The organism is Pseudomonas sp. (assembly GCF_049300855.1).
Lineage (GTDB): Bacteria > Pseudomonadota > Gammaproteobacteria > Pseudomonadales > Pseudomonadaceae > Aquipseudomonas.
Genome location: NZ_JBAQKH010000028.1, coordinates 190,318 through 217,309, shown reverse-complemented (window position 1 = coordinate 217,309; position 26,992 = coordinate 190,318). Strand labels below are relative to the sequence as shown.

25 protein-coding genes are annotated in these 26,992 nt (G+C 58.6%); 14 read left to right on the top strand and 11 right to left on the bottom strand.

The window, feature by feature from the left end; genetic code table 11:
• Window positions 1-190 precede the first annotated feature (190 nt).
• From WA225_RS15140 to WA225_RS15130, 3 genes are all read left to right on the top strand, one after another.
• Window positions 191-379 carry a hypothetical protein gene (locus WA225_RS15140; RefSeq protein ID WP_016985943.1) on the top strand — a complete coding sequence of 63 codons (189 nt, stop codon included), beginning with the start codon at window positions 191-193 and terminating at the stop codon, window positions 377-379.
• A 216-nt stretch (window positions 380-595) separates the two neighbouring features.
• Window positions 596-1,312 (top strand): TorF family putative porin, encoded by a 717-nt coding sequence (locus WA225_RS15135; protein ID WP_422608516.1) that lies wholly within the window; start codon window positions 596-598, stop codon window positions 1,310-1,312.
• A gap of 77 nt (window positions 1,313-1,389) precedes the next feature.
• On the top strand, window positions 1,390-2,259 hold the full coding sequence (locus tag WA225_RS15130; protein WP_422608515.1) for a DUF6279 family lipoprotein: 870 nt from the start codon (window positions 1,390-1,392) through the stop codon (window positions 2,257-2,259).
• A gap of 118 nt (window positions 2,260-2,377) precedes the next feature.
• On the opposite strand, the gene WA225_RS15125 is transcribed toward WA225_RS15130, so the two are convergent.
• Window positions 2,378-2,770 carry a transcriptional regulator gene (locus tag WA225_RS15125; RefSeq protein ID WP_422608514.1) on the bottom strand — a complete coding sequence of 131 codons (393 nt, stop codon included), beginning with the start codon at window positions 2,768-2,770 and terminating at the stop codon, window positions 2,378-2,380.
• A 175-nt stretch (window positions 2,771-2,945) separates the two neighbouring features.
• Here WA225_RS15125 and WA225_RS15120 point away from each other — a divergent pair, with 175 nt between their 5' ends.
• The 4 genes from WA225_RS15120 (at window position 2,946) to WA225_RS15105 (ending at window position 5,481) form a co-directional block, all read left to right on the top strand.
• Window positions 2,946-3,680 carry a DUF899 domain-containing protein gene (locus tag WA225_RS15120; protein ID WP_422608513.1) on the top strand — a complete coding sequence of 245 codons (735 nt, stop codon included), beginning with the start codon at window positions 2,946-2,948 and terminating at the stop codon, window positions 3,678-3,680.
• 85 nt (window positions 3,681-3,765) lie between these two features.
• A complete protein-coding gene (locus WA225_RS15115; protein WP_422608512.1) occupies window positions 3,766-4,041 on the top strand; it encodes a hypothetical protein in 276 nt (91 codons plus the stop codon).
• 243 nt (window positions 4,042-4,284) lie between these two features.
• On the top strand, window positions 4,285-4,869 hold the full coding sequence (locus WA225_RS15110) for a papain-like cysteine protease family protein (protein ID WP_422608511.1): 585 nt from the start codon (window positions 4,285-4,287) through the stop codon (window positions 4,867-4,869).
• Window positions 4,870-4,881: 12 nt separating this feature from the next.
• Entirely contained in the window at window positions 4,882-5,481 is a 600-nt protein-coding gene (locus tag WA225_RS15105; protein WP_422608510.1) for a hypothetical protein, read from the top strand.
• A 55-nt stretch (window positions 5,482-5,536) separates the two neighbouring features.
• Here the strand turns inward: WA225_RS15105 and WA225_RS15100 are convergent, their stop codons facing one another.
• The gene (locus WA225_RS15100; protein ID WP_422608509.1) at window positions 5,537-6,877 is read right to left on the bottom strand and encodes a DEAD/DEAH box helicase; all 1,341 of its coding nucleotides are present in this window, start codon (window positions 6,875-6,877) and stop codon (window positions 5,537-5,539) included.
• Between the two features lie 191 nt (window positions 6,878-7,068).
• On the opposite strand from WA225_RS15100, the gene WA225_RS15095 reads away from it, so the two are divergent.
• The gene (locus tag WA225_RS15095) at window positions 7,069-8,367 is read left to right on the top strand and encodes a mechanosensitive ion channel family protein (RefSeq protein ID WP_422608508.1); all 1,299 of its coding nucleotides are present in this window, start codon (window positions 7,069-7,071) and stop codon (window positions 8,365-8,367) included.
• A gap of 123 nt (window positions 8,368-8,490) precedes the next feature.
• Here WA225_RS15095 and WA225_RS15090 read toward each other — a convergent pair whose 3' ends face one another.
• The 3 genes from WA225_RS15090 to WA225_RS15080 form a co-directional block, all read right to left on the bottom strand.
• On the bottom strand, window positions 8,491-9,357 hold the full coding sequence (locus WA225_RS15090; protein WP_422608507.1) for a carboxylate/amino acid/amine transporter: 867 nt from the start codon (window positions 9,355-9,357) through the stop codon (window positions 8,491-8,493).
• A gap of 345 nt (window positions 9,358-9,702) precedes the next feature.
• Window positions 9,703-10,302 (bottom strand): FMN-dependent NADH-azoreductase, encoded by a 600-nt coding sequence (locus WA225_RS15085; RefSeq protein ID WP_422608506.1) that lies wholly within the window; start codon window positions 10,300-10,302, stop codon window positions 9,703-9,705.
• A 233-nt stretch (window positions 10,303-10,535) separates the two neighbouring features.
• A complete protein-coding gene (locus WA225_RS15080; protein ID WP_422608505.1) occupies window positions 10,536-10,850 on the bottom strand; it encodes a 3-phosphoglycerate kinase in 315 nt (104 codons plus the stop codon).
• 49 nt (window positions 10,851-10,899) lie between these two features.
• Here WA225_RS15080 and WA225_RS15075 point away from each other — a divergent pair, with 49 nt between their 5' ends.
• From WA225_RS15075 to aqpZ, 5 genes are all read left to right on the top strand, one after another.
• Window positions 10,900-11,823 (top strand): LysR family transcriptional regulator, encoded by a 924-nt coding sequence (locus WA225_RS15075; RefSeq protein ID WP_025110609.1) that lies wholly within the window; start codon window positions 10,900-10,902, stop codon window positions 11,821-11,823.
• A gap of 14 nt (window positions 11,824-11,837) precedes the next feature.
• Complete coding sequence (locus WA225_RS15070; RefSeq protein WP_422608504.1) at window positions 11,838-12,641, top strand: alpha/beta fold hydrolase; 804 nt, start codon at window positions 11,838-11,840, stop codon at window positions 12,639-12,641.
• A 3-nt stretch (window positions 12,642-12,644) separates the two neighbouring features.
• Entirely contained in the window at window positions 12,645-13,202 is a 558-nt protein-coding gene (locus WA225_RS15065) for a peptidylprolyl isomerase (RefSeq protein ID WP_201146975.1), read from the top strand.
• 88 nt (window positions 13,203-13,290) lie between these two features.
• The gene (locus WA225_RS15060; protein WP_422608503.1) at window positions 13,291-15,123 is read left to right on the top strand and encodes an ABC transporter ATP-binding protein; all 1,833 of its coding nucleotides are present in this window, start codon (window positions 13,291-13,293) and stop codon (window positions 15,121-15,123) included.
• A 279-nt stretch (window positions 15,124-15,402) separates the two neighbouring features.
• Window positions 15,403-16,095: an aquaporin Z gene (gene aqpZ, locus WA225_RS15055; protein ID WP_422608502.1), complete on the top strand. Its 693-nt coding sequence runs from the start codon at window positions 15,403-15,405 to the stop codon at window positions 16,093-16,095.
• 117 nt (window positions 16,096-16,212) lie between these two features.
• Here the strand turns inward: aqpZ and WA225_RS15050 are convergent, their stop codons facing one another.
• Window positions 16,213-17,337 carry a GNAT family N-acetyltransferase gene (locus WA225_RS15050; RefSeq protein WP_422608501.1) on the bottom strand — a complete coding sequence of 375 codons (1,125 nt, stop codon included), beginning with the start codon at window positions 17,335-17,337 and terminating at the stop codon, window positions 16,213-16,215.
• Window positions 17,338-17,444: 107 nt separating this feature from the next.
• Window positions 17,445-18,770 carry a hypothetical protein gene (locus WA225_RS15045; RefSeq protein ID WP_422608500.1) on the bottom strand — a complete coding sequence of 442 codons (1,326 nt, stop codon included), beginning with the start codon at window positions 18,768-18,770 and terminating at the stop codon, window positions 17,445-17,447.
• A 359-nt stretch (window positions 18,771-19,129) separates the two neighbouring features.
• Between WA225_RS15045 and WA225_RS15040 the strand changes: the two genes are divergently transcribed.
• Window positions 19,130-20,452, top strand: a complete 1,323-nt coding sequence (locus WA225_RS15040) for a putative porin (RefSeq protein WP_422608499.1) — start codon at window positions 19,130-19,132, stop codon at window positions 20,450-20,452.
• Between the two features lie 196 nt (window positions 20,453-20,648).
• Here the strand turns inward: WA225_RS15040 and WA225_RS15035 are convergent, their stop codons facing one another.
• The 4 genes from WA225_RS15035 to hrpA all read right to left on the bottom strand — a co-directional run bounded on the left by WA225_RS15035 (window position 20,649) and on the right by hrpA (window position 26,982).
• Window positions 20,649-20,888 (bottom strand): anti-sigma factor family protein, encoded by a 240-nt coding sequence (locus WA225_RS15035; RefSeq protein ID WP_422608498.1) that lies wholly within the window; start codon window positions 20,886-20,888, stop codon window positions 20,649-20,651.
• The gene (locus WA225_RS15030; RefSeq protein ID WP_422608497.1) at window positions 20,882-21,493 is read right to left on the bottom strand and encodes an RNA polymerase sigma factor; all 612 of its coding nucleotides are present in this window, start codon (window positions 21,491-21,493) and stop codon (window positions 20,882-20,884) included. Before WA225_RS15030 ends, WA225_RS15035 begins: the two co-directional genes overlap by 7 nt.
• A 136-nt stretch (window positions 21,494-21,629) precedes the next feature.
• Window positions 21,630-22,751: a beta-ketoacyl-ACP synthase III gene (locus WA225_RS15025; RefSeq protein ID WP_422608496.1), complete on the bottom strand. Its 1,122-nt coding sequence runs from the start codon at window positions 22,749-22,751 to the stop codon at window positions 21,630-21,632.
• A gap of 319 nt (window positions 22,752-23,070) precedes the next feature.
• Window positions 23,071-26,982 (bottom strand): ATP-dependent RNA helicase HrpA, encoded by a 3,912-nt coding sequence (gene hrpA / locus WA225_RS15020; RefSeq protein WP_422608495.1) that lies wholly within the window; start codon window positions 26,980-26,982, stop codon window positions 23,071-23,073.
• Between the last annotated feature and the right edge of the window lie 10 nt (window positions 26,983-26,992).

The window sequence follows — 26,992 nt, the reverse complement described above, 5'->3', positions numbered from 1 at the left end:
CGCAGGCAAGCAACATCATTGTGCCGCAGCGCCTGAATGTTCTTATTTAAAACAGCGGGTTAGGCGCTTATTTCAATTATTGAAGCGACATTAATGCAGTGCTGCGCTGGGTTATTCCGGAGGATATTTACCAAGCAATTGTCAAGTTATTCCTGTACGATGCCTGGCCGAGTTACTTTTCTACAGGTTAATGGCCGCCATGCGTGTAAAAGCATCCACCAGCAAAGCAAAGCCAGCTCCAGCCGTTGAAACCAGCGAATCGATCAACGATCAAATCGCAGCGTTCCTCAAGTCCGGCGGCGAGATCCAGCAAATTGCCAAAGGCGTCAGTGGCCAGACGTTCGGCCCGTCCAAGCAGATCAGCCTGGGCAAGAAGTAACACCCGGTTTTACACCCGTCCAGAGGCGCTTTGAGCTTCGAAGCGTCTGGACTGGCACCGCGTAATCCCCCTCCGCTTTAAACAAAACATCTATCAAATTTTCAGAAATCGACGAACGGCCATCAATGCCGATCATTCGCCGGTATCCTTGCACGCGTCTAGATCAGGCGTTTCAGCAGGCCCGCAGTCCTGCGCTCGCTGTTCATGGAGTGACGCATGCGCGAACCATCCTGTTTATTACTCGTAGGCCTGCTGGCCAGTGCGACCGCGCACGCGCAGATTTTCCAGCGCGAACTCGGCGACTTCGACCTCAAACTCGGCACCACCCCCACGCGCAGCATGGCCCAGGGCCTGGTCAAACCGGCAGCCATCGGTTCATTCCACGGCGGCCTCGATCTGAGTCACGACAGCGGCCTCTATGTCGGTCAGTACGCGCCGAGCATGGGCATCACGCCGGGCAAAAACCTCGAAATCGACTCTTACGTCGGCTTTAAACAGCCTTTCGATCAGACCCTCGGTTACGAAGTCGGCATGATCCAATACAGCTATCCCAAAGTAGACACCCTCGACAGCCAGGAGCTGTTCGGTGGCCTGACCCTGCTCGGCAGTCGTTTCGGCGTGGCCATCAGCAACGACCCGGATAAACAGAACAACACTTTATTTGCCGACCTTGGCGGCAACCAGCCGTTTGGCATCGGCGTCAGCATGAAATACACCACCCACCAGCTGAACACGCCCGTCGCTGTGGACGGTGGTTATGTCAGCAGTTTCACCGACTGGTCGGTGAAACTGTCGCGGCCGTTCATGGGGGTCGACCTCGACCTGATCTACAGCAACTCCAGCCTCAGCGGCAGCGATTGTTCGGCCTATTCCGGGCACAACAGCCAGTGCGACGGACTCGTCACGCTCAAGGCTGCGCGCGCGTTCTATTGATCGGCTGAACTGCCGGGTTCATTCTGCGTTCACATAAGAATCAGATCCCCCAGGCTGGCCATCGCAAGGATTCGCTCATGTCTCGCTGGTTCAAACACATCGCCGCACTACTGATCTTCACCCTCGCCCTCGGCGCTTGCAGTCGCGTTGGCCTGGCCTATCGCAACCTCGACGTGATCATTCCGTGGACGCTCAGCGACTATCTGGACATGAACGGTGAGCAAAAGGACTGGTTCAACGAGCGGCTCAAGGATCACTTGAACTGGCATTGCACCACGCAACTGCCGGGTTATCTGGACTGGCTCGATCGTTTACAGACCATGGTCGAGACCAACCAAGTCACCGACGCCGCGTTGCAGGCGCGCACTGTCGAAGCCAAGCAGGCGATTGCCGAAACGGCGAAGGAAATCACGCCTTCGGCCATCGAGTTGTTGCAAGGTCTGGATGACAAACAAGTGGCGGAGATGAATGACGCGTTCGCCAAGGATTTGCGCAAGCGTCAGCAGGAGTACCTCAAACCACCGCTGGATCAGCAAATTGCCGAGCGTGGCGCGCGAATGGTCAAACGCCTGAACGACTGGCTCGGCCCCTTGAGCGCCACGCAAGAGCAGCGGGTCATGGCGTGGTCGACGGCGTTGGGCGATCAATACAGTCAATGGATCGCCAACCGGGCCCATTGGCAGACGCAATTCAGTGCTGCCGTCGCCCAACGCAAAAGTCCCGAATTCCCACAGAGAATCGAGACGCTTCTGGTAAATCGCGAGAGTTTATGGACAGCCGATTACCGCAAGGCCTTCGCCGATACCGAAGCACAGGGGCGTTCGTTAGCGGTGGATTTGATGGCCGAAAGTACGCCGAAGCAGCGTCAGCGGTTGTTGAAGAAGATCGAGGGTGTGCGTAAAGATTTCAAAGACCTCAAATGCCTCAAGGCCACGCAAAAAACCTGACCATTCCCGAATCCAGTGTAGGAGTGAGCCTGCTCGCGATAGCGGTCTTCCAGTCAACATTGATGTCACTGGAAGTCCGCTATCGCGAGCAGGCTCACCTACAGGGGATCTGCGCTAGTCAGGCGATCTGCGCTTTAGAGGCCACTTCGTCGAACGTCGCCTCGGCCAGCGCATCTTCCTGCTCATCGAGCACCTGACGCGGGTGATCATTGCCGGGAATGCTGCTGTCGATCAGGCTCAACAGGCTGGAACCGCGTGGGGTCAGGACAAAATTGTTTCCGGTGCTGCCCTCTTCATCCGGACGCGGTGCGATATAGCCACGCAACAGCAGCAACCTTTCATAGTCGCAGGCCAGCGTTTTCAGGTGATCAAGGTTCTCGATCGGCTCGCCCGCGGCGGCTTTTTCCGCGGCATAGTCTTCGGCGTAGGCCCGAGGGGCAAAACTGTGGCCGGCACTGTTCTGCACTTCGTGCAGCAAGCGTTCAATCAAATCCCAGTTATAAGTCGTCATCCTGATACAACCTCCGGTGCGCGTGAGTTTTGGCGCGTTCATAGGTTGTGACCTGAGTCGCCCGCCGCCGTTCAGCCGCAATTGCCGAGCCGACCGACCGGCGGTCTGTCGATTTCCCACAGGGTTAAACGACTAGTCTGAAACAGACGGTTTCAACCCCGCAGGAGAAATCATCATGAACGTTGAGCATCATCCGGTGGTATCGCGCGAAGAATGGCTCGCCGCCCGCAAGCAACATCTCGCCGACGAAAAAGCCTTCACCAAGGAACGCGACCGCCTCAGCGCCGCACGCCGTGCGCTGCCATGGGTAAAAGTCGACAAGGACTACCATTTCCAGGGTCCGAACGGCGAACTGAAACTCGCTGACCTGTTCGGTGAACACAGCCAATTGGTGATTTACCACTTCATGTTTGCCAAGGACTGGGAGGAAGGCTGTCAGGGCTGCTCGTTCCTCAGCGACCACATCGACGGCGCCAACCAGCATCTGGCGCATCACGATATCGCCGTGGTTGCGGTATCCCATGCGCCGTTCAACGAGTTTCAGGACTTCAAGCGACGGATGGGCTGGAAGTTCGACTGGGTGTCTTCAGAGGGTTGCGACTTCAACTACGACTTCGGTGTTCGCGCTCGGGCTGAAGAGGTCGCTGCTGGAACGGCTACCTACAACTACGAAAAGACTGACAGCGCCGAAGAAGAAATGCCTGGGCTGAGCGTGTTCTATCGGGATGCAAAGGGCGACCTCTTCCACACCTACTCAACCTATGCCCGCGGCCTCGACATGTTGGTCGGCGCCTACAACTACCTCGACCTCACGCCCAAGGGCAGGAATGAGGACGAGATCATGGAGTGGGTGCGGCATCATGATCGGTACGAGGGAGCGACAGAATCCAGTTGCTGCCACGGAAACTGAGAGCCTTTTGTAGGCGTCTGAACTTTTCGTCAGTTTCGCCGCTCAACCGGTTAACCCGCCTTAACCGGAACTGAGGCCTATCCCCATGAAAACCCTGATCAAGCTCACCCTCGCCGCCTCCTTGGCCTGCGCCCTGCCCGTCTGGGCCTGCACGCCGGAAGAAGCCACCGCCAAGCGCGAACAACTGGCCAAGGAAGTCGCCAAACTCACCGAGCAGAATCCGGCCAAGGCCAAGGAGATCAACGCCGAGTTGCAGAAAATGGACCTGGGCACGGCCAGTGCGGATCTGCCGGACAAGTGCCAGTTGATTGATCAACGGTTGAAAGAGTTGGATACCGCCGAGAAAAAAGCCGAAGGCTAAAAAGCAAACATCGCAGCCCTCGGCACTCCTGCATGGAGCTGCTGAGGGTTGCGATCTTTTGCCCTCAAAAATGCACAAATGCATTTATTTGTTTGCATAAACGCATATCCGCATCTACGGTTACATCGAGCAACGAGATCGGAACCTGCCATTTGACATGGCAACCGTTGAACACCGATCGCTCGGCAACACCGCAACACCGCACAAGCTGGACGCTTGTTTTCACTCATGGAGGATTGAAAAATGTTAACCACAGCAGCAACACAATTCACCGGCGAATCATTGCCAAGGTGCCTGGCCGGTCACCTGCTTGACCCGCAACTCGCCGAAGTCGAAGCCGCTGAACAGATCCGCGCCTTCGCCGCTGGCAGCCTCAACTTCAACATGCAGAAACAGACCCAGACCAACTGGTGCTGGGCCGCCGTTTCCGCGTCTGTCGGCAATTATTACGGCACCGGCAACTGGACGCAGTGCGGCGTCGCCAGCACCCAGCTCGACCGCAACTGCTGCAATCAACCGGGGCCGTGCAACGTTTACGGCTATCTGGATTCGGCGCTGCAAACCACCCGCAGCTACAACGGCATGAATCAGGGTTCGCTGCAGATGTCGGCCATTCATAACCAGATCAGCATGGGCCGCCCGGTGGGCTTGCGCTGCGCGTGGTACGGCGGCGGTGCGCATTTCCTGACGATCTACGGCACCAACGGCGATTACGTATTGGTCGCAGACTCGATCTACGGCTATTCGACCCGTGCACTGAACGCGTTTCCCCGTGCCTACAACGGCGGCGGCAACTGGACTCACACCTACTTCACGGTAAAAAACTAGGAGGGCGACATCATGCAATTGACTTATCCAAAGGCGCCTTCCAACGGCGTTCAGACCCTGCGTCCGGCACTGCAAGCGGCACTGCAAACCCAGGGCTTTGGTGCCAATCGCCGGTTCGCCAACGCGGCACCTGCGAAGATCAGCCTCAGCGAGGCCTATCGCGGCTACTCACTGAATCTGGAGGACCTGAGCCAAGGTAAAGGTCTGAAAGACGCCCGCCTCGGTGACTGGCATTACCTGGTGTTTGCCGACGGCGTAACGATTGCCGATGCGCAATTGGCCGAAGTGCGCGGGCATGTCGAGTTCGCCTCGTTGAACCACGGCGATCACGGCGCCGCTACGGTGGGTGCGCTGAAACTGGCAGAACAAGCACCGCAACTGCAGGGCAAGACCGTTGAGTTGCGCGTGCTGTTTGTTTCGGCGCTGCACGTTGTCGCGATCTGGCTGCACGCCGAGGGTGAAGATGTGCTGATCCCGATCGAGCCAACGCCGAAAGAACTGGCGACCACCCGGTTGTACAGCGAAACGGCCCTGCTCGCCGCACTGAAACCGGCGGCTGATCAGGCCAAGCGGCGCTTTGACGCCGACACCAGTGGCCAGCTCGGCAACTGATGGACGAAAAAAAACCCGGACACTGTCCGGGTTTTTTCTGTGCGCCTGAAACGCCTTATTCAGCCGCAGGCTCTGCTGGCTTGCGGCGCTTGAGCGGCGCCATGCCATCGCTGCTCACCAACGAGTCCGGCTTCGGACGGTTGGCGCTCTTGCGCTTGGTCGGCGTCTTGGCGGCGGTTTTTTTCTTGTCGCCCTTGGCGTCAGTCTTTTTCTTCTTCACGCCAACGGCTTTGCCCGAAGCCTTGACCTTTTTCGGTCCGCCGTAGGTGCCTTTGACTTCCTTGACGGTACGGCGCTCGAAGCTCTGCTTCAGGTAGCGCTCGATGCTCGACATCAGGTTCCAGTCGCCGTGGCAGATCAGCGAGATCGCCAGACCGTCGTTACCGGCACGGCCAGTACGACCGATGCGGTGCACGTATTCGTCGCCGCTGCGTGGCATATCAAAGTTGATTACCAGATCCAGACCATCGACGTCCAGACCACGGGCCGCGACGTCGGTAGCGACCAGAATCTTCACGCCGCCCTGCTTCAGACGGTCGATCGCCAGTTTGCGATCCTTCTGGTCTTTCTCGCCGTGCAGCACGAACGCTTTGTATTCCTGAGCCACGAGGCGACCGTAGATGCGGTCAGCCATGGCGCGGGTGTTGGTGAAGACGATGGCCTTCTGATAGGTCTCGTTGGCCAGCAGCCAGTTCACAATCTGTTCTTTGTGCTGGTTGTGGTCGGCGGTGATGATCTGCTGACGGGTGGTCGAGTTCAGTTGGCTGACCGCGTTGAGCTGCAAGTGCTCAGGGTTGTTCAGCACCTTGGCGATCATCTCGCGCAGGCCGGAACCGCCGGTGGTGGCGGAGAACAGCATGGTCTGCTGACGGTTCGGGCATTCGTCGACCAGACGCTGGACGTCTTCGGAGAAACCCATGTCGAGCATGCGGTCGGCTTCGTCGAGCACCAGCACTTCGACTTCTTTCAAGTCGAGGTTGCCGGCGTTGAGTTGCTCGATCATCCGGCCCGGAGTACCGATGAGGATGTCCGGCACTTTGCGCAGCATCGCCGCCTGGACCTTGAAGTCTTCACCGCCGGTGATCAGGCCGGACTTGATGAAAGTGAACTGCGAAAAGCGTTCAACTTCCTTCAGCGTCTGCTGGGCCAGCTCGCGGGTCGGCAGCAGGATCAGCGTCTTGATGCTGACGCGAACCTTGGCCGGGCCGATCAGGCGATTGAGGATTGGCAGAACGAAAGCGGCGGTTTTGCCGCTACCGGTTTGCGCCGTCACCCGCAGATCACGCCCTTGGAGCGCCAGCGGAATGGCCGCGGCTTGCACAGGCGTTGGCTCGACAAATTTCAGCTCGGCCACAGCTTTAAGCAGGCGTTCGTGCAGGGCGAATTGGGAAAACACGGGTGCTACCTCGAAGATATGCAAAAAAACAGCTGCATAGGTTACCGGTTTCGAGCGCTCAGGCCGAGTTTCTTTATACAAACGGACGCAATCAGTGGCTTTTTTGTTGCTCGATTTGTCTCCAACGGTAATACACAGCGTCTTAAATGCTCTAATCGCCCATCGCGTCTTACAGAAGAATCGTTGCTCATATGGATTTCAAACAGCTCTGGCTCAACGCCCAGGACCTCTGGGGCACCCTCGAACAGCATCCGCTCTTGCAGGCCGGCCTCGCGCTGACCGTGTTGCTGGTGATCGCGCTGGTACTCGGACGAGTGGCGCGCTATCTGATCCTGCACGCCAGCCGCATGCTCGGTCGTCAACCGGCGCTGCACTGGATCAACGATTTCCGGCACAACAAGGTGTTTCAGCGTCTGGCGCAGATGACACCGTCGCTGGTGATCCAGTTCGGCCTGCATCTGGTGCCGGAACTGAGCAAAACCGCCATGACCTTCCTCGGTAATGTGGCGCTGTCGTTCACCATTCTGTTCCTGCTGTTATCGGTCAGCGCCCTGCTCAATGCCCTGCTGGACATCTACGCACGCACCGAACACGCCAGGACGCGCTCGATCAAAGGTTACGTGCAACTGGCGAAAATGGTCTTGTACGTGTTCGGCGCGATCATCATCGTCGCTACATTGATCGACCGTTCGCCGCTGTTGCTGCTGTCCGGTCTGGGTGCGATGTCGGCGGTGATTCTGTTGGTCTACAAGGACACCTTGCTGTCGTTCGTCGCCAGCGTGCAATTGACCAGCAACGACATGCTGCGGGTCGGCGACTGGATCGAGATGCCGCAAGTCGGCGCCGACGGCGACGTGGTCGACATCACCCTGCACACGGTCAAGGTGCAGAATTTCGACAAGACCATCGTCTCGATCCCGACCTGGCGGCTGATGTCCGAGTCGTTCAAGAACTGGCGTGGCATGCAGCAATCGGGTGGGCGCCGGATCAAGCGCAGTCTGTTCATCGATGCCAGCGGCGTGCGTTTCATCCGCGACGACGAGGAAGAAAAGCTCACCCAGGTGCACTTGCTCACCGACTACATGAGCCGCAAAAAAGCCGAACTCAAGGCGTGGAACGAGGCCCAGGGCAATGTCGCGGCGATGTCGGCCAATCGCCGGCGCATGACCAACATCGGCACGTTTCGCGCCTATGCGCTGGCGTATCTGAAGAGCCATCCGGAGATTCAGCCGAACATGACTTGCATGGTCCGCCAGATGCAGACCACGGCGCAGGGTATTCCGCTGGAGATCTACTGCTTCACCCGCACCACGGCTTGGGCCGATTACGAGCGGATTCAGGGGGATATTTTCGATTATCTGCTGGCGGTGTTGCCGGAGTTTGGGCTGAGTCTGTATCAGCAGCCGAGTGGTGGGGATTTGCGTGCGGGAATGCTGCCGGCATTATTGGGTTCAGCCCACATTCCGGAACCTGAAAAACATTTGATGTAACACCACCGAAACCTGTGGGAGCGGGCTTGCCCGCGATGAGGGAGTGTCAGCGAGAAACTCATCGTCTGATACTCCGCTATCGCGGGCAAGCCCGCTCCCACAGAGATATTTGTCAGTCGAAAGTCAGCTAGTGATTGGTGATTTGCGGATTCCCAAACGACTGATCCACACCGCCGCCAGAATCACACTCCCGCCGAGGAACAACCGCCCCAGTTCCTCATGCTGATTCCAGATCAGCAGATTCAGCAGCAACCCTACCGGCACATGCAGATTGTTCATCACCGCCAACGTGCCGCCGTTGACCATGCACGCGCCCTTGTTCCACCAGTACATCCCCAACGCAGTCGAAATCAGACCGAGGAACAGCAACACGCCCCACTGTAGCGGCGCTTCAGGCAGAAAGTTGGCTTTGCCGAACATCAGGAATGCAGGCAACACCACCGCCAGCGCACCGAGGTAGAAGAAGCCGAAACGCCGGTAATGCGGCAGATCGGTCGGATGCCTGGCCACCAGATGCTTGTACATCACCTGCCCTGCCGCATAGGTGAAATTGGCCAGTTGCAGCAGCAGGAAGCCCATGAAGAAGTCCGGACTGATGCTGTCGAAACGAATCACCGCCGCCCCACCCACTGCGACCAGCGCCGCGATCAGCGCCCATGGATTGAAGCGGCGGTTCAGCGCGTCTTCGATCAGTGTCACGTGCAACGGCGTAAGGATGGTGAACAGCAACACCTCCGGCACCGTCAGCACGCGGAAGCTCAGGTACAGGCAGACGTAGGTCACGCCGAACTGCAGCGCACCAATCACCAGCATGCCGCGCATGAACGAAGGTTCCACCGAACGCCAGCGGGTCAGGGGAATGAACACCAGCCCGGCCAGCACCACACGCACCAGCACCGCAAAGTAACTGTCGACATGACCGGCGAGGTATTCGCCGATCAGACTGAAGGAAAACGCCTGGATCAGCGTGACAAAAAGTAGATAGCCCATGCTCGCCTCGAAATCGAATGGCGGCGACGATAGCGGGTTTTGCGCCAGACCGCGAACCCACGGACAACGCCGACTCCTGTGGGAGCGAGCTTGCTCGCGAAGAGGCCGTGTCAGTAAACATCGTTGCTGAATGAAATATCGCTTTCGCGAGCAAGCTCGCTCCCACAGGGATCTGATGACATTCAACAAATCCCAGGCAAAAAAAAGCCCGATCTCGCTAAAGCGTTCAATCGGGCTACAGCACTCAGGAGCAACAAGTGCAAAGGGAGGTTCGATGCGCGTAGAGCCTTGAAGGGGTTGCGCCAGGTCACTTAAACAATCGGCGATTATCTGGCGATTAACTTATCAAGCGACCTGGGCCAGTTTGGCCTTGGCCTGGTTGAGGCCCTTCTCCTGGAAGTCGCCCCCCAGGTTCATGCCTTCGGCGTGGATGAAGGTCACGTCATGGATGCCGATGAAGCCCATCACCTGACGCAGGTATGGTTCCTGATGATCCGCCGGGCCGCCGGCGTAGATGCCGCCGCGAGCGGTCAACACGTAGGCACGTTTGCCGCTGAGCAGGCCTTGCGGACCGGTTTCGGTGTACTTGAAGGTCACGCCGGCACGCAGCACGTGGTCGAGCCAGGCTTTGAGGGTGCTCGGGATGGCGAAGTTGTACATCGGCGCGGCCATGACCAGTACGTCGGCGGCGAGCAATTCATCGGTCAGTTCATTGGAGCGGTCCAGCGACGCTTGCTCGCTGTCGTTGCGTTGCTCGGCGGGTTTCATCCAGCCGCCCAGCAGGTTGCTGTCCAGATGTGGCACCGGGGTCACGGCGAGGTCACGTACGGTGATCTGATCGCTCGGGTGCGCCGCTTTCCACTGACTGATGAAGGTTTGGGTCAGTTGACGGGATACCGAGTCTTGCTGGCGGGCGCTGCTTTCGATGATCAGAACGCGGGACATGTTGTGTAGCCTCCATCCGAGAATGTTGTAGGTCGATGGAGTGAAGGTTAAACAGAGTCGAATCGATGAAAAAGCGCAAATAATTGCTGCAAAGCATCGAATAATTAGTTTATATGCTGACGTATACCCTGTGGGAGCGAGCTTGCTCGCGAAAGCGGTGTGTCATTCAACAGCGATGTCGACTGATACGGCCAATTCGCGAGCAAGCTCGCTCCCACAAGGGATTGACGGTGTTATTTCGGGGTGCAGGTCAGTTTGATGCGCAGCTTGATGATCGAGCGATTGAACTTGGCCGTGGCGTTCTTGTGCTTGCCGGCCGGGACATCGATGTTGCGCGTGCGCGGTGCTTCCGGACCATTCTGGAAAACCGCCTTGCAGATTGCGTCGACATCACCGTAGTTGGCCACCTGAATCGAGCCGATGTCGCTGTCGGTTGCGAAGGTCTGGAAATCGATCTTCATGCCGTTGAGATCTTTCTCCACATCAATCGGATAAGCAAAAGCGGTCAGCGGAAGCAGCGCCAGCAGCACACAACAGAATTTTTTCATTCGGCAGTCTCCATGAGGGACGGCCAGCTTAGGACAAGAGGAGCTATTGATGAAAGCGCCCCGCGTGACCCTTGATCAATGGCGAACATTGCAGGCCGTGGTCGACCACGGCGGATTCGCCCAGGCGGCGGAGGCCCTGCACCGTTCGCAATCGTCGGTGAGTTACACCGTCGCCCGCATGCAGGACCAACTCGGCGTGCCGTTGTTGCGCATCGATGGGCGTAAAGCCGTGCTCACCGAAGCCGGCGGCGTGTTGCTGCGCCGTTCGCGGCAACTGGTGAAACAGGCCAGCCAACTGGAAGACCTCGCCCATCACATGGAGCAAGGTTGGGAAGCCGAGGTGCGGCTGGTGGTTGATGCCGCTTATCCAAGCGCGCGGATCGTTCGCGCATTGACCGCGTTCATGCCGCAAAGCCGTGGCTGCCGTGTGCGTCTGCGTGAGGAAGTGTTGTCGGGGGTTGAAGAGGTGCTGCTCGAAGGCGTGGCCGATCTGGCCATCACCGGCCTGAGCATTCCCGGTTACCTCGGCGCAGAATTGAGCGACGTCGAATTCGTTGCCGTCGCCCATCCTGATCATGCGCTGCATCGGCTCAACCGCGAGCTGAGCTTCCAGGACCTGGAAACCCAGATGCAAGTGGTGATCCGCGATTCCGGCCGGCAACAACCCCGCGATGTCGGTTGGCTCGGCGCCGAGCAGCGCTGGACCGTCGGCAGTCTCGCCACCGCCGCGACCTTCGTCAGCAGCGGCCTCGGTTTTGCCTGGCTGCCACGGCACATGATCGAACGGGAATTGAAGGAAGGTACGCTCAAGCTGCTACCGTTGGATCAGGGAGGCAGTCGCAACCCGAGCTTCTATCTGTACTCGAACAAGGACAAACCCTTGGGCCCGGCCACGCAAATTCTCATCGAATTGCTGCGCACCTTCGACACCTTGCCGCTGGACGCACCGTTCGCCGCCCCTGAACAAGCCTGACACGGAGTTCACCAATGGCCTATTTCGAGCACGAAGGTTGCAACCTGCACTACGAGGAATATGGCCACGGCACGCCGTTGCTGCTGGTTCACGGGCTCGGCTCGAGCACGCTGGACTGGGAAATGCAGATCCCGGCGCTGGCCGCGCACTACCGGGTGATCGTCCCGGATGTTCGCGGCCACGGACGCTCGGACAAACCCCGCGAGCGCTACAGCATCGCCGGGTTCAGCGCTGACATGCTCGCCTTGATCGAGCATCTGAATCTCGGCCCGGTACATTACGCAGGCCTGTCGATGGGCGGCATGATCGGTTTCCAGTTCGGCGTCGATCACCCACACCAGTTGAAAAGCCTGACCATCGTCAACAGCGCACCCGAGGTCAAACTACGCAGCCGCGACGACTACTGGCAGTGGTTCAAACGCTGGAGCCTGATGCGCGTGCTTAGCCTCGCAACCATCGGCAAGGCCCTTGGCGGCAAACTTTTTCCGAAACCGCAACAGGCGGATCTGCGGCAGAAAATGGCCGAACGCTGGGCAAAAAACGACAAACGTGCTTATCTCGCCAGCTTCGATGCGATTGTGGGCTGGGGGGTTCAGGAACGACTTTCCCGAGTGACCTGTCCAACCCTCATCGTCAGCGCCGACCGTGATTACACACCCGTCGCGCTGAAAGAAACCTATGTAAAACTGCTGCCGGATGCGCGGCTGGTGGTGATCGCCGATTCGCGCCACGCCACCCCGCTCGATCAACCCGAACGCTTCAATCAAACGCTGCTGGAGTTTCTCGCCGCAGCCGATATTCAATCTCAGGATCACTGACCCATGCTGAAAAAACTCGCCCTCGCCGCTGGTACTGTGCTGTTTGCCGCCAACCTGATGGCTGCCACGCCAGCCAAGGCACCGCACGTGCTGCTGGAGACCACCAACGGCCAGATCGAAATCGAACTGGATCCGGTCAAGGCGCCGATCAGTACCAAAAACTTTCTCGATTACGTCAACAGCGGCTTCTACAACAACACGATTTTCCACCGTGTGATCCCGGGCTTCATGGTCCAGGGCGGCGGTTTCACTCAACAGATGCAGCAAAAAGAAACCAAGGCTCCTATCAAGAACGAACACAAAAACGGTCTGGCCAACGTTCGTGGCACCTTGTCCATGGCTCGCACTTCCGTACCTGATTCGGCGACCAGCCAGTTCTTCATCAACGTCAAGGACAACGACTTCCTCGATCAGGGCGATGGCTACGCAGTGTTCGGCAAAGTGGTCAAAGGTATGGACGTCGTCGACATCATCGTCAACTCGCCAACCACCACCAAACAAGGCATGCAAAACGTGCCTTCCGACCCTGTGTTCATCAAGTCGGCCAAAGTCATCGACTAAGCTGTACAGGGCGTATCGAGGGGCGTGAACTCAACCTCACGCCGCTCACACCGATAAAAGGAGAGCCCGTACTCCGGGCGGTTATCTGATGCTCTATCGCCGTTTCGAACAACTGATCGACGTGTTCCGCGACGCCCCCACGGCATCCCCGCCGGATCACGTACTGCCCTTCTACACCTATTACCTGAAGCAGGTCTGGCCGAGTTTTGCCGCCCTGCTCACCGTCGGACTGTTCGGCGCCTTGATCGAAGTGGCGTTGTTCAGCTACCTCAGTCGCATCATTGATCTCGCCCAAGGCGCGCCGAACCCGAACTTCTTTCAGGAGCATGGCCTGGAGCTGGTCTGGATGGCCGTGGTCGCGCTGATCTTGCGCCCGGTCTTTGTCGGCCTGCACGACCTGCTGGTGCACCAGACCCTGAGCCCGAGCATGACCAGCATGATCCGCTGGCAAAACCACAGCTACGTGCTCAAACAAAGCCTGAATTTCTTCCAGAACGACTTCGCCGGTCGTATCGCCCAACGCATCATGCAGACGGGCAACTCACTACGTGACTCTGCGGTGCAAGCAGTGGATGCGCTGTGGCATGTGCTGATCTACGCGATCAGCGCGCTGGTGCTTTTTGCCGAGGCCGACTGGCGCCTGATGATTCCGTTGCTGACGTGGATCGCTGCTTACATTGGCGCGCTCTGTTACTTCGTGCCGCGGGTCAAGGAGCGCTCGGTGGTGTCCTCCGATGCACGCTCCAAACTGATGGGGCGGATCGTTGATGGTTACACCAATATCGCCACCCTGAAGCTGTTCGCCCATACCAATTACGAGCAGCAATACGCCCGCGAAGCAATCGAAGAGCAGACCGAAAAAGCCCAACTGGCGGGCCGCGTTGTGACCAGCATGGACATCGCCATTACCACCATGAACGGCCTGCTGATCGTCGGCACCACGGGCCTGGCCTTGTGGCTGTGGACGCAATCGCTGATCACTGTCGGGGCGATTGCCCTGGCCACCGGTCTGGTGATTCGCATCGTCAACATGTCCGGCTGGATCATGTGGGTGGTCACCGGCATTTTCGAAAACATCGGCATGGTCCAGGACGGCTTACAGACCATCTCGCAACCGGTCAGCGTCACCGATCACGAGCAGGCCAAACCGCTGGAAGTCGCCCGTGGCGAAGTGCGTTTCGAGCACGTGGATTTTCACTACGGCAAGAAGCGCGGGATCATCGGCGACCTCAATCTGAACATCAAACCGGGCGAGAAAATCGGCTTGATCGGGCCGTCCGGCGCCGGCAAATCAACGCTGGTCAACCTGCTGCTGCGTCTGTACGACGTCGAAGGCGGGCGCATTGTGATCGACGGGCAGAACATCGCCGAAGTCGGTCAGGAAAGCCTGCGCGCACGCATCGGCATGATCACTCAGGACACCTCGCTGCTGCACCGTTCGATCCGCGACAACTTGTTGTATGGCAAGCCTGACGCCACCGATGCAGAGTTGTGGGACGCGGTGCACAAGGCGCGCGCCGATGAGTTTATTCCGCTGTTGTCGGACGCTGAGGGGCGTACCGGGTTTGACGCGCATGTCGGTGAGCGCGGGGTGAAATTGTCCGGTGGCCAGCGTCAGCGCATCGCGATTGCCCGGGTGCTGCTCAAGGACGCGCCGATCCTGATCATGGACGAAGCGACCTCGGCACTGGACTCGGAGGTCGAAGCGGCGATTCAGGAAAGCCTGGAAACCCTGATGCAGGGCAAAACCGTGATCGCGATCGCCCACCGGCTCTCGACCATTGCGCGGATGGATCGGCTGGTGGTGCTGGAAAACGGCAAGATTGCCGAGAGCGGCACCCATGCTGAACTGCTGGCCCATCGTGGTCTGTATGCACGGTTGTGGGCGCACCAGACCGGAGGGTTTGTCGGCATCGATTGACCCCTCCAAGATCGTTCCCACGCTCTGCGTGGGAACACAGCCCGTGAGGCTCCGCGTCACTGGACGCGGAGCGGCCCTTGAGGCATTCCCACGCAGCGTGTGGGAACGATCACCGCCACAGCCCTTTAACCACGGGCGCTGGCGGTTTTTTGTGGGCGCTGGAAATCCACCAAAAGCCTGCTGTACTCAGCCAAGGTTCCAGAACGGAACCTGTCGTAAGTCTGCAAGGACGCACAACTCGATGCAGTCTCGATAGCAGGTCTATCAAGGACGCCTCTCATGTCTCTGTTCAAACGTTCAGTCACTGAGTTGTTGGGTACGTTCTGGTTGGTATTGGGTGGTTGCGGCAGCGCGGTGATTGCCGCGTCTACACCACTGGGAATCGGGGTGCTGGGGGTGGCCCTGGCGTTTGGTCTGACGGTGCTGACCATGGCGTTCGCCATCGGCCACATCAGCGGCTGTCATCTCAACCCGGCCGTGTCGGTCGGTCTGTTCGTCGGTGGTCGGTTTCCGGCCAAAGAGTTACCCGCCTACATCATTGCCCAAGTGCTCGGCGCGATTCTCGCGGCGGCGCTGATCGCCCACATCGCCAGCGGCAAGGAAGGCTTCGACATCGCCGCAGGCCTGGCTTCCAACGGGTATGGCGAGCATTCGCCGGGCAAGTATTCGATGGCGGCGGGGTTTGTCACTGAGCTCGTGATGACCGCGATGTTCGTGATCATCATCCTCGGCGCCACCGATAAACGCGCGCCGGCAGGGCTGGCCCCGATCGCCATCGGCCTGGGCCTGACGCTGATTCACCTGATCTCGATTCCGGTGACCAACACCTCGGTCAATCCTGCACGCAGTACCGGGCCGGCGCTGATGGTCGGCGGCTGGGCGCTCGCGCAGTTATGGATGTTCTGGGTCGCGCCGCTGCTTGGCGCGGTGGTCGGTGGCGGGATTTATCGCTGGCTGGGCAAGGAAGACTAGACAAGGCATACACACATCAAATGTGGGAGCGAGCTTGCTCGCGAAGGCGGTGTGTCAGCTGATATCAATGTCACTGAAACACCGCTTTCGCGAGCAAGCTCGCTCCCACAAGGAGATCTATGTCTGGCGATAAGGCAACGCTGTTTTCGCTTCTTCGGCATAGGCGAGGATGCCGGCGCGTTCCTGTTGCAGGGAATCTTTCACCGCCGCTTTCAACCCCGGATGCCGCAGGTAATGCCATGAATGGGTGATCACCGGTTCGAACCCGCGAATCAGCTTGTGCTCGCCCTGAGCGCCAGCATCGAAACGCTGATAACCCTGCGCGATCGCGTAATCCATGCCCTGATAAAAACAGGTTTCAAAGTGCAGTCGATCAAACTCCGCCAGACAGCCCCAATAGCGCCCGTAGAAACTGTCACCACCGACCAGACTGAACGCCATCGCCACCGGGCGTGAGCCCTGTTTGGCCAACACCACGCGAATCGCCTCGGGCATGCGCTCGGCCAGCAAACTGAAAAACTCGCGCGTCAGGTACGGCGTCTGGCGCCGCACCGCGTAAGTGTTGGCGTAGCAGGCATAGACAAAATCCCATTGCGCCTCGTCCAGTTCGCGCCCCTCGAGCCATTCAAATTCAAAGCCCTGCCCCGCCACTTGCTCGCGCTCCTTGCGCATCTGTTTGCGCTTGCGTGAACTGAGCACGTCGAGGAAATCCTGAAAGTCGCGATAACCGCGATTCTGCCAGTGATATTGACAGCCAATGCGTTGCAGCCAGCCCGGCTGTTCGGCCATCGCCGCGTCGGTAAACGGGTCGGTGAAATTGATGTGTGCGCTGGAAAGCCCTTCGATCTCCAGGTAGCCCGGCAGACTCTTGAGCAGTTCAAAACCGTTTTCGACACTGGCCGCCAACAAGCGCGGGCCGCTGACCGGACTGAATGGCACGGCCGTCAACAGCTTGGGGTAGTAATCGATGCCGGCGCGGGCGCAGGCGTCCGCCCAGCCATGATCGAACACGTACTCGCCGTAGGAATGCCACTTGCGATAACTGGGTAATGCGGCGATCAGGCGATCATCTTCGATGTGCAGCAAATGCTCAGGTTGCCAGCCAGTGTGAGGGCCAACGCTGCCGCTGTCTTCCAGCGCACTGAGAAAAGCGTGGCGCACAAATGGCTGGCTTTCAGGCACCAGCGCATCCCAGCTTTGTGCTGCTACTGCCGATAAACTTTCATAAACGTGCAGCGTCATTTCGTTTCTCGATGGATGCCCCTCTCACCACCGAGTATCCCCGATCTTCAATCCAGGCCAAAACAATAAACCACATCGAAAGAGATCAAAGTCGCAGAACCAGAGTGTCAGCCCTTGAACCGCACGGCATACGCACGACCGTCACCCGTGCTTCCTACAACGACCACTGCGTTGTCTGGCTGCACTGCGATGCCTTGCGTAACGGCGTTTTCATTAATATTGAAGCTAATCCATCCCTTATGCTCTCGACCGAAACTGCTGTCCAAAGAGCCATCACTCAGAAAGCGGCAAAGTACATAGCGTGGCGAGGGCGACGCCATATTTTCGCTCATTTCGTTATAACGAACAGGCGTCAAAATACCTCTGGAGCGCTGCACCACTGAACCTCGTGGATCCGACGCATAACCCAATGCAAGAATCCGCCCGTCCCCCTGTACCGCACCGTGATACCAACCCGTTGAGAAGTTTATTTCGGTGAACACCGGATCACCGTTATTAAACTGTTTGTCCGCAGAGCCATCAGCCATAAAACGTCGCAATGCACCTCGATGACGAATAAATGTTTCACCCTCCTCAAAACGTGCATGACGCCCCACCGTTAATAAGCTTGAGTGACCAGTGCCAGGCAGACTATTGACTTCCGAGTAGGCGCCTTCAAAAATAATCAAGCCATTTTCGCCGTAATTGGTATCGACTTCGCCCCGAAGAGAGACCCTGCATATCGCTCCCGCACTTAATCCAGCATCAACTAACGTACCAGCCATATAAATCCCCTCCGCCGTCGCCCGAACGCTTTCCAGTTGAGCCCCACGCGGGTGCTTTATGCTCATCGTTCCCGCATCAGCAAACGTCAGATCGAATTGACCGGTTGCATCAAGACACGTTAATACGCTGGATGCACCATCCGCGAAGCGAAACGCTGCCACATAGGTTTTCCCATTAGCAACCGACCAATTGGGAGCCCATTGATTTCTCATAAAGCGAGGGTCACCATCTTCGAAATCTGGATCGATAACCTGATACCCCCCACTTCCATAAGCTGTATCCAGGACGCCACTTAAATCGTAACTTGCGATGGCCGGGCAATATCTTTTAACCCCATTCCTTGACACTTCAGTGGTGCCGAGAATGCGTACCTTTTGGTCATCTACTGCAATCCGGTAACCGATCGAACGTTCAGCGCCGAAAAAGGAATCCAGCAAAATACCGTTAACGGCAAAATCTTCAACGAAAGAGCCGTCTGGATTCAGAACGACTATCGCAAAGCGCCCCACCACAGTACCGGCAAGGTAAATACGCCGATCGGGACCTATTGCAACGTCGAATGCAGCACCGATCTCACCCTCGTAAAAACGAAAGGTGAGAACACGACCTCCATTGAAACTTTCATCAAGATCACCCGATGAAATCAAAGCGCTAAATTCACTGTTCATTTGAATGTCTCACTTTCCGGATTGGCTGGTCGTTTTCGGCAAATAAGAGAAACGCTCGAAAACAGTTTTTTGATCCCTGATCAAACAGCAATCCAGCATCGCCCGCCACTGTCAGAACTTACAGGTTTATCGATTCAGCAACGTAAGAGTCAGGCTCTCGTCACTCTTGAGAACTGACTGGCCAAGCGGCCGTTCGTCATCAACCTGCCATCACTGTGCCACTGCTCTGTCATAAACCATCGCGATACTGGCGCCTGTTTTTAGAGCGCCGGGTTCTACCCGGACACTGTTTTCCGACGTTCAAATCGTCGGTTGTGCCCGGGATGGTTCAGCCATCCCTCTCATCTTCGGAGATTGCTATGCGTCTTGCTTCCACGAAAACTGCGGCGGCCCTGTGTGGCGGCCTGTTGCTGGCCATGAGTGTTCCGGCCAGTGCCGCAGTCGACGCCAAACTGCTCGACATGCTCAAGGCTAACGGTTCCATTTCCCAGGCGCAGTACATCGAACTGCAAACTGAACTGGCCAAGGATCAGAAGGCTCAGCAAATCGCGCAGCAGGCGCAGCAAGAGACCAACGAACAAGTCGCGGCTGTCGCGAAGAAGAGCACCGAACAAAGCGCTTTCGACCAGAAACTGGCCTGGGCCGCGAAGACCCAGTTCAAGGGCGACGTACGTATTCGTCAGGAAACCATCAAGATCGACGGCGAGCCGAACAACGGCGGCCGCGACAAGGATCGTCAGCGCATCCGTGCCCGTCTGGGTGCCTACACCGAGATCAACCCGCAGGTCGACACCGGCATTCGTATCGCCACCGGCGGCGGCGACGATGCCCGTTCCACCAACCAGGATCAGGACAACTACTTCGACAAGAAGCAGATCTGGCTCGACCTCGGCTACATCGACTACCACCCGGACCAGATCAAGAACCTGCACATCATCGGCGGCAAGATGCTCCAGCCGTGGGTCAGCATGGGCGACGTGATCTGGGATAGCGACATCAACCCGGAAGGTCTGGCCGTTACCTACAAATACCCGTTGGGCAGCAGCGCCGAACTGTTCGGCAGCCTGGGTAACTACAACCTCAAGGACAACGTTGACGGCGATGGCGTGCAATTCCGTCACGACCTGCGTCTGACCGCTGGCCAGTTGGGTAGCCGCTTCAACATCACCGACAACCTGAAAGTCACCCTGGGCGGCAGCGTCTACGCCTACCAGAACGACGAAGACAGCCGCTGCACCGGTACTTCCACACCGTGCGCGCTGGCGGTCAACGGCAACTCGGCCAACAACGAATTCCGTCTGTATGAAGGGTTCAGCCAGGTCGACATCGGCGGTCTGCCGATGCCATTGTCGTTCTACGGTCAGTACGTGAAGAACAACGATGCCGTGACCGATCAGGACACCGCATGGCTGTTGGGTGCCAAGTCGAAGGTGTTCGGCCTGAACCTCGATTACAACTATCGTGACGTGCAGCGCAACGCCGTGGTCGGCGCCTTCACCGACTCCGACTTCGCCAACGGCACTACCGGTTCGCGCGGTCACAAGTTCAAGGTCGGTTACGACATCGACAAGAACTTCGCCATCGGCGCCACGTACTTCCTGACCAAGGCTGACTTCGCCAGCCGTACTCAGCGTGATGCTGACGCCAACACCCTGCAGCTGGATGCGGAAGCCAAGTTCTAAAAACGCTTCACCCTATAGCCCGGTGCGGGCGGGATGATCCCCATCATCCGTTCGTCTCGCCCGCACCGAGCTATTTCTGCAGGATGCAAAAATCCCCTGTAGAAGCTGCCGAAGGCTCGGGCCGCGATCGGACGATCTTTTGATCTTGATCTTAAAAAAGATCAAAAGATCGCAGCCTCGTTTCACTCGACAGCTCCTACAGGGGATTATCTTTTCGTCGTTGCTCGGCCAGGCGTTCAGCCAAGGCATCCACACCCTCTTGCGGCTTCTCCGGCATCGCCTTCAAAGTGGCCTGCATCAAACGCATCTGACGAATGAAACGCCGACAGTTCGGGCAGAACATCAGGTGATGACGCACCATCAGTTTTTCGCGAAAGCTCAATTGGCCATCGAGATAATCGCTGGAGCGCGCCACTTGCTCCTTACAGGTCAACATTCCCCGGTCTCCTCAAAATGCTCCACGGTCGCGAAGACTTTCAGCCGCGCACGATGCAGCAGCACACGGACATTGGAGAGCGAGATCTCCAGAAGATTACAGATCTCTTCCAGCTCCAGGCCCTGGCGTTCACGCAACAGCAAAACGCTGCTTTGCAGTTCCGACAGGTTCAGCAGGGTGTGCTCCAGACAGTCGCGCAATTCGCTTTCGGTCAGCAACGCTTCCGGTGTGTCCTGGTGCCAGGCGAACGGGGCGACCAGCCAATGGCCGTCACCGGGAGAAAAACGATCGTCGTCGATCGTGCCGTGGGGCGATGGCAAATCATCCATCAACACTTCGCGGCGATTGTGTTTGTAACGGCTTTTGGCTGAGTTGGCGGTGATGGTCAACAGCCAGGTCTTGAGACTGGAACGACCTTCGAAACCGGCGATGTGGCGCACCACGGACAGCCACGCGTCCTGCACCACTTCTTCGACATGACGCTGGCCGACAATGGCATAGGCCACGGCGCGCATGGCGCTTTGATACGTCGTCACCAGTTCCTTGAAAGCCTGTTGCTCACCTGCCAGCAGGCGCGCAAGCAGTTGGGTGTCGTCAGCCGCCATCCAAAAATCTCCTTGTGCCGATTCCGAAAATGATCGCGGCAGGTCTGCACCTGCCGCCATTCCCGAAAATTACAGCGTTTGAGCCGAATCGGATGTAGGAAAGATCGGCGCGATTAAGAGGAAATTAAACCTCTTTTCAACGCTTGCGCAGAATCACGCTGCCGATCGAATAGCCTGCACCGAACGAACTCAAGACAGCCAGCGAACCGGCAGCCAGATCGTCCTGATACTTGTGGAAAGCAATCACCGAACCGGCGGAGCTGGTGTTGGCGTAGGTGTCGAGAATCACCGGGGCTTCTTCTTCGGTGGCTTCGCGGCCCAGCAGTTTGCGCACGATCAGGTGGTTCATGCTCAGGTTGGCCTGGTGCAGCCAGAAGCGCTTCACGTCGCCGACGTTGAGTTGGTTTTCTTCCAGGTGTTCGCCAATCAGCTCGGCAACCATCGGGCAGACATCCTTGAACACCTTGCGGCCTTCCTGCACGAACAGCTTGTCGCGGGCACCGACGCCCTCTTCAGCCGCGCGGTTGAGGAAACCGAAGTTGTTGCGGATGTTGTTGGAGAACTTGGTCAGCAGCTTGGTGCTGACCACGTCGAACTGGTGCTCGGACGTCGCGGTGTCAGCGCGCTCGATGATCACCGCAGTCGCGGCATCGCCGAAGATGAAGTGGCTGTCGCGGTCACGGAAGTTCAGATGACCGGTGCAGACTTCCGGGTTGACCATCAGGATCGCCCGGGCCTGGCCCAGTTGCACGCTGTTGGCGGCGGCCTGAATACCGAAAGTCGCCGAGGAGCAGGCCACGTTCATGTCGAAACCGAAGCCCTGAATGCCCAAGGCTTCCTGAACTTCGATGGCGATGGCCGGGTAGGCGCGTTGCAGGTTGGAGCAGGCAACGATGACGCCATCGATATCAGCGGCGGTTTTGCCGGCACGCTGCAAGGCCTGTTCGGCAGCGCCGATGGCCATCTGGCACAGCACCGACCACTCGTCGTTGGAACGTTCCGGCAGGCGCGGGGCCATGCGCAGTGGATCGAGAATGCCGTCCTTGTCCATGACAAAGCGACTCTTGATGCCCGACGCTTTTTCAATGAAGGCAGCGCTGGATTCGGTCAGGGCCTGGACTTCGCCGCTGGCAATGGCCTCGGCGTTGTCGGCGTTGAACTGCGCGACGTAGGTATTGAAAGACTGCACCAGCTCTTCGTTGGAGATGCTGTTGGCCGGGGTATACAGGCCGGTGCCGCTGATGACGACGTTATGCATGGTCGTTTCTCTAATCTGTTCAGGCAGAAAGTGCTGGAACCGTCGTACCAACACGCAAAGGGTCTATTCCCGTCCGGGGGACGCAAACCTGGCATCGCTTTATTCCGTCTCACACCACGGCCGAAGGCTCTGGGTCGCGAAACCGGCGTTTATGGTCGCGAAGTTTGCCATAAACGGGGCCTTTTGGCGCCTTTCTCAAGATCAACACGGATGATCGTTCCCACGCTCCTGCGTGGGAATGCAGCCCGTGACGCTCCGCGTCACTGGACGCGGAGCGTCCCCAGAGGCATTCCCACGCAGAGCGTGGGAACGATCAACGTCACGGTTCGACCTGGGTCCACTGCTTGTTCAGGCGTTTGTCGGATATCGGTGTTTTGGTGCCCAACTGCTGGGCGAACAGCGACACCCGGTATTCCTCCAGCCACCAGCGATACAACTCAAGCTGCGGATCGCGTTTGCCTTCCTGCGCATGTTTGGCCGCACGGGTCTGGTATTGCGCCCAGAGACCGGCGAGTTCGCCGCTCCAGACACGGTCCTTCTGCACCTGCGCACCGAGCTTTTCGAAACGCTGCTCGACCGCTTTCAGATACCGCGGCAATTCCTTGAGCCATTGCATCGGCGTCTCACGGACAAACCCCGGGTAAACCAGATTGTTGATCTGTTGCTTGATGTCGTTCAGCGCCACCGCCTGAGCGAGGTCGATCTTGCCTTTGAAGCGTTTCTGCAAACCGTGCCACAGCTTGAGAATCTCCAGGGTCAGGCGCGCCACGCGCTCGGCATGCTCGGTCCAACTGCCGCGTTTACGCTCGGCCAGTGCCGCCAACCCGGCGCCGTCGCGCGGCAACGGGTCTTCGCCCTCAAGAATGCAGCTGTCGAGGCTGGCCAGCAGAATGTCTTCGACCAACGCATCAACCCGGCCCAGCTCGCGATAGAGCAAGCCCAACTCGGTCTGCCCTGGCAATTTACCGCGCAGGAACTTGGCCGGTTCCGCCAGTTGCTGCATCAACAGACGCTGCAAGGCGCGACGATGCTGGAACTCGGCCTCGGCCGGGGTCGAGAAACGCCCTTCCTTGACCGTACCGCCTTCTTCGACCAACGCTGGATACACCGTCATCGACAGCCCGGCGATCTTCTGCTGAGTCTTTTCCGCCACCGGTGCAAAGACTTTCGCCTCCACCGGTTGCTGACTTTTCGCACTCTGCGGCACTGCCAGCGCAGCCTGACTGGCCTCGGCAAACCGCGCGGTCAGTTCGGCCAGATCGCGCCCCTCTCCGAGGAACTTGCCCTGGCCGTCGACGATTTCCAGGTTCATCCGCAGATGCCCTTCAACCCCTTGCTCTGCCTCCGCCCACGCCTCATCGCTGACCCGCGCGCCGGTCATGCGCAACAATTCGCGGCCCAGTGCTTGCGGCAATGAGCCTTCGGCAAAGGTCATGCGCTGCAAGGCAGCCTTGATGAAGTCCGGCACCGGCACAAAATTCTTGCGCAAGGCCTTCGGCAGGTTGCGCACGAGGGCGATGCACTTGGCCTCGATCAGCCCCGGTACCAGCCATTCCAGACGCTCCGGCGGCAACATCGGCAGCAGCGGTGCCGGCACGCGCAGGGTCACGCCGTCGCGCGGGTGATTGGGCTCGAAGTGATAGGTCAGCGCCAGCTCCAGATCGCCGATGTGCAGCGTGTCCGGGTAATCGCGCGCGGTGACTTCACTGGCCTCGCGAGCCAGCACGTCTTCTTCGCGCATGATCAACAACTGCGGATCTTTCTGACTGTTGATGCGATACCAACTGTCGAACGTCGCGGTCTGGTGAATCTCCGCCGGCAGCCGCGCATCGTAGAACGCGTAGAGGGTTTCTTCGTCGGCGAGAATGTCGCGGCGACGGGCCTTGGCTTCCAGTTCGTCGAGCTGTTCCAGCAGTTGCTGGTTGGCCGTCAGGCATTTGGCTCTGGACTGAATCTCGCCGCGCACCAGGCCTTCGCGGATGAACAGCTCGCGCGAAACCACTGGATCGACCGGGCCGTAATGCACCGGTCGGCGGCCGACCACGATCAGCCCGAACAGAGTGATCTGCTCGAACGCCACGACTTGGCCACGCTTCTTCTCCCAGTGCGGTTCGAAGTGATTTTTCTTGATCAGGTGGCCGGCCAGCGGCTCGATCCAGTCGGCGTCGATCTTGGCGACCATGCGCGCATAGAGCTTGGTGGTTTCCACCAGTTCGGCGGTCATCAGCCATTGCGGACGCTTCTTGCCGATGCCCGACGACGGGTGAATCCAGAAGCGACGCTGACGCGCACCGAGGTAGTCGCCGTCCTCGGTTTTCTGACCGATCTGGCTGAGCAGACCGACCAGCACCGCTTTGTGCAGTTTCGGATAATCGGCCGGCTCTTTATTCAGGCTCAGCTGCATGTCGCGGCAGATCAGGCTCAACTGACGATGGGAATCGCGCCATTCGCGCAAGCGCAGGTAGTTGAGGAAGTTCTTGCGGCACCAGTTGCGTAACGGACTGGCCGTCAGCGCCTGGCGCTGCTCTTCAAAGCCACGCCAAAGATTCACCAATCCGGCGAAGTCCGAATCAACGTCCTTCCATTGCGCGTGGGCCTGATCAGCAGCTTGCTGGCGCTCCGGCGGCCGCTCGCGCGGATCCTGAATCGACATCGCACTGGCGACGATCAGCACTTCCTGCAAGCTGCCGAGCTTGGCCGCTTCGAGCAGCATACGACCCATGCGCGGGTCCACCGGCAAGCGCGCCAATTGGCGACCGAGCGGGGTCAACTGACTGTTGCGATCGACTGCCGAGAGCTCTTGCAGCAGGTTGAAACCGTCACTGATCGCCTTGCCGTCCGGCGGCTCGATAAACGGGAACGCAGTGATCTCGCCAAGGCGCAGATGCAGCATCTGCAAGATAACCGCCGCGAGGTTGGTGCGCAGAATCTCCGGATCGGTGAATTCCGGGCGACCGAGGAAATCTTCTTCGCTGTACAAACGGATGCAGATACCCGGCTCGACCCGGCCGCAACGACCTTTACGCTGATTGGCGCTGGCCTGGGAAATCGCCTCGATCGGCAGGCGCTGGACCTTGGCGCGATAGCTGTAGCGGCTGATGCGCGCAGTGCCGCTGTCGATCACGTAACGGATGCCCGGCACGGTCAGCGAGGTCTCGGCGACGTTGGTCGCCAGCACCACGCGACGGCCCGGGTGCGACTGGAAAATCCGCTGCTGTTCGGCCGGCGACAGGCGCGCGTACAGCGGCAGAATTTCAGTGTGTTTGAGCTGGGCCTTGCGCAGCATGTCGGCGGCGTCGCGAATCTCGCGCTCACCCGGCAGGAACACCAGCACGTCACCGGGGCTGCGGCGTTCACTGCGCTCGTAAGCGGCAATTTCATCGAGGGTGGCGAGGATCGCCTGATCCACCGTCAGGTCATCTTCGACGCGGTTGCCCTCTTCGTCCTGCTCCAGGGTCAGCGGGCGATACCAGGTGTCCACCGGGAAGGTACGGCCCGACACCTCAACAATCGGCGCGTCATCGAAATGCCTGGAAAAGCGCTCGAGATCGATGGTCGCCGAAGTGATGATGACTTTCAGATCCGGGCGACGCGGCAGCAGGGTTTTCAGGTAACCGAGCAGGAAGTCGATGTTCAGGCTGCGTTCGTGGGCTTCGTCGACGATGATCGTGTCGTAGCGTTCGAGGTAGCGATCGTTCTGGGTTTCCGCAAGCAGAATGCCGTCGGTCATCAGTTTGATCAGGGTGTTGGAATCGCTTTGATCCTCGAAGCGCACCTGATAGCCGACCAGCGAACCGAGCGGCGTGCCGAGTTCTTCGGCGACCCGGCTGGCGACGCTGCGCGCAGCGATTCGACGCGGCTGGGTGTGACCGATCAAGCCATGCTGACCGCGACCGATTTCCAGACAGATTTTCGGCAACTGGGTGGTTTTACCCGAGCCGGTTTCGCCGGCGATGATCAGGACTTGATGCTGCTCCAGCGCTTTTTTGATCTCGTCGCGCTTGGCCGCAATCGGCAAACTGTCGTCGTAACGAATCACCGGCAGGCTCGCCTTGCGCGCCAACACCTGATCACAGGACGCTTGCATGCGCGTCACCCACTGGGCCAGTTTGGCCTCATCGGGTTTCTTGCGCAGCTCAAGCAACTGCCGCCGCAGCCGGTGACGGTCGGCGAGCATGGCGTGATCGAGGTTTTTCAGCAGTTTGTCGATGGAGGGCGATTCGTCGGTCATCGGGTAGGCA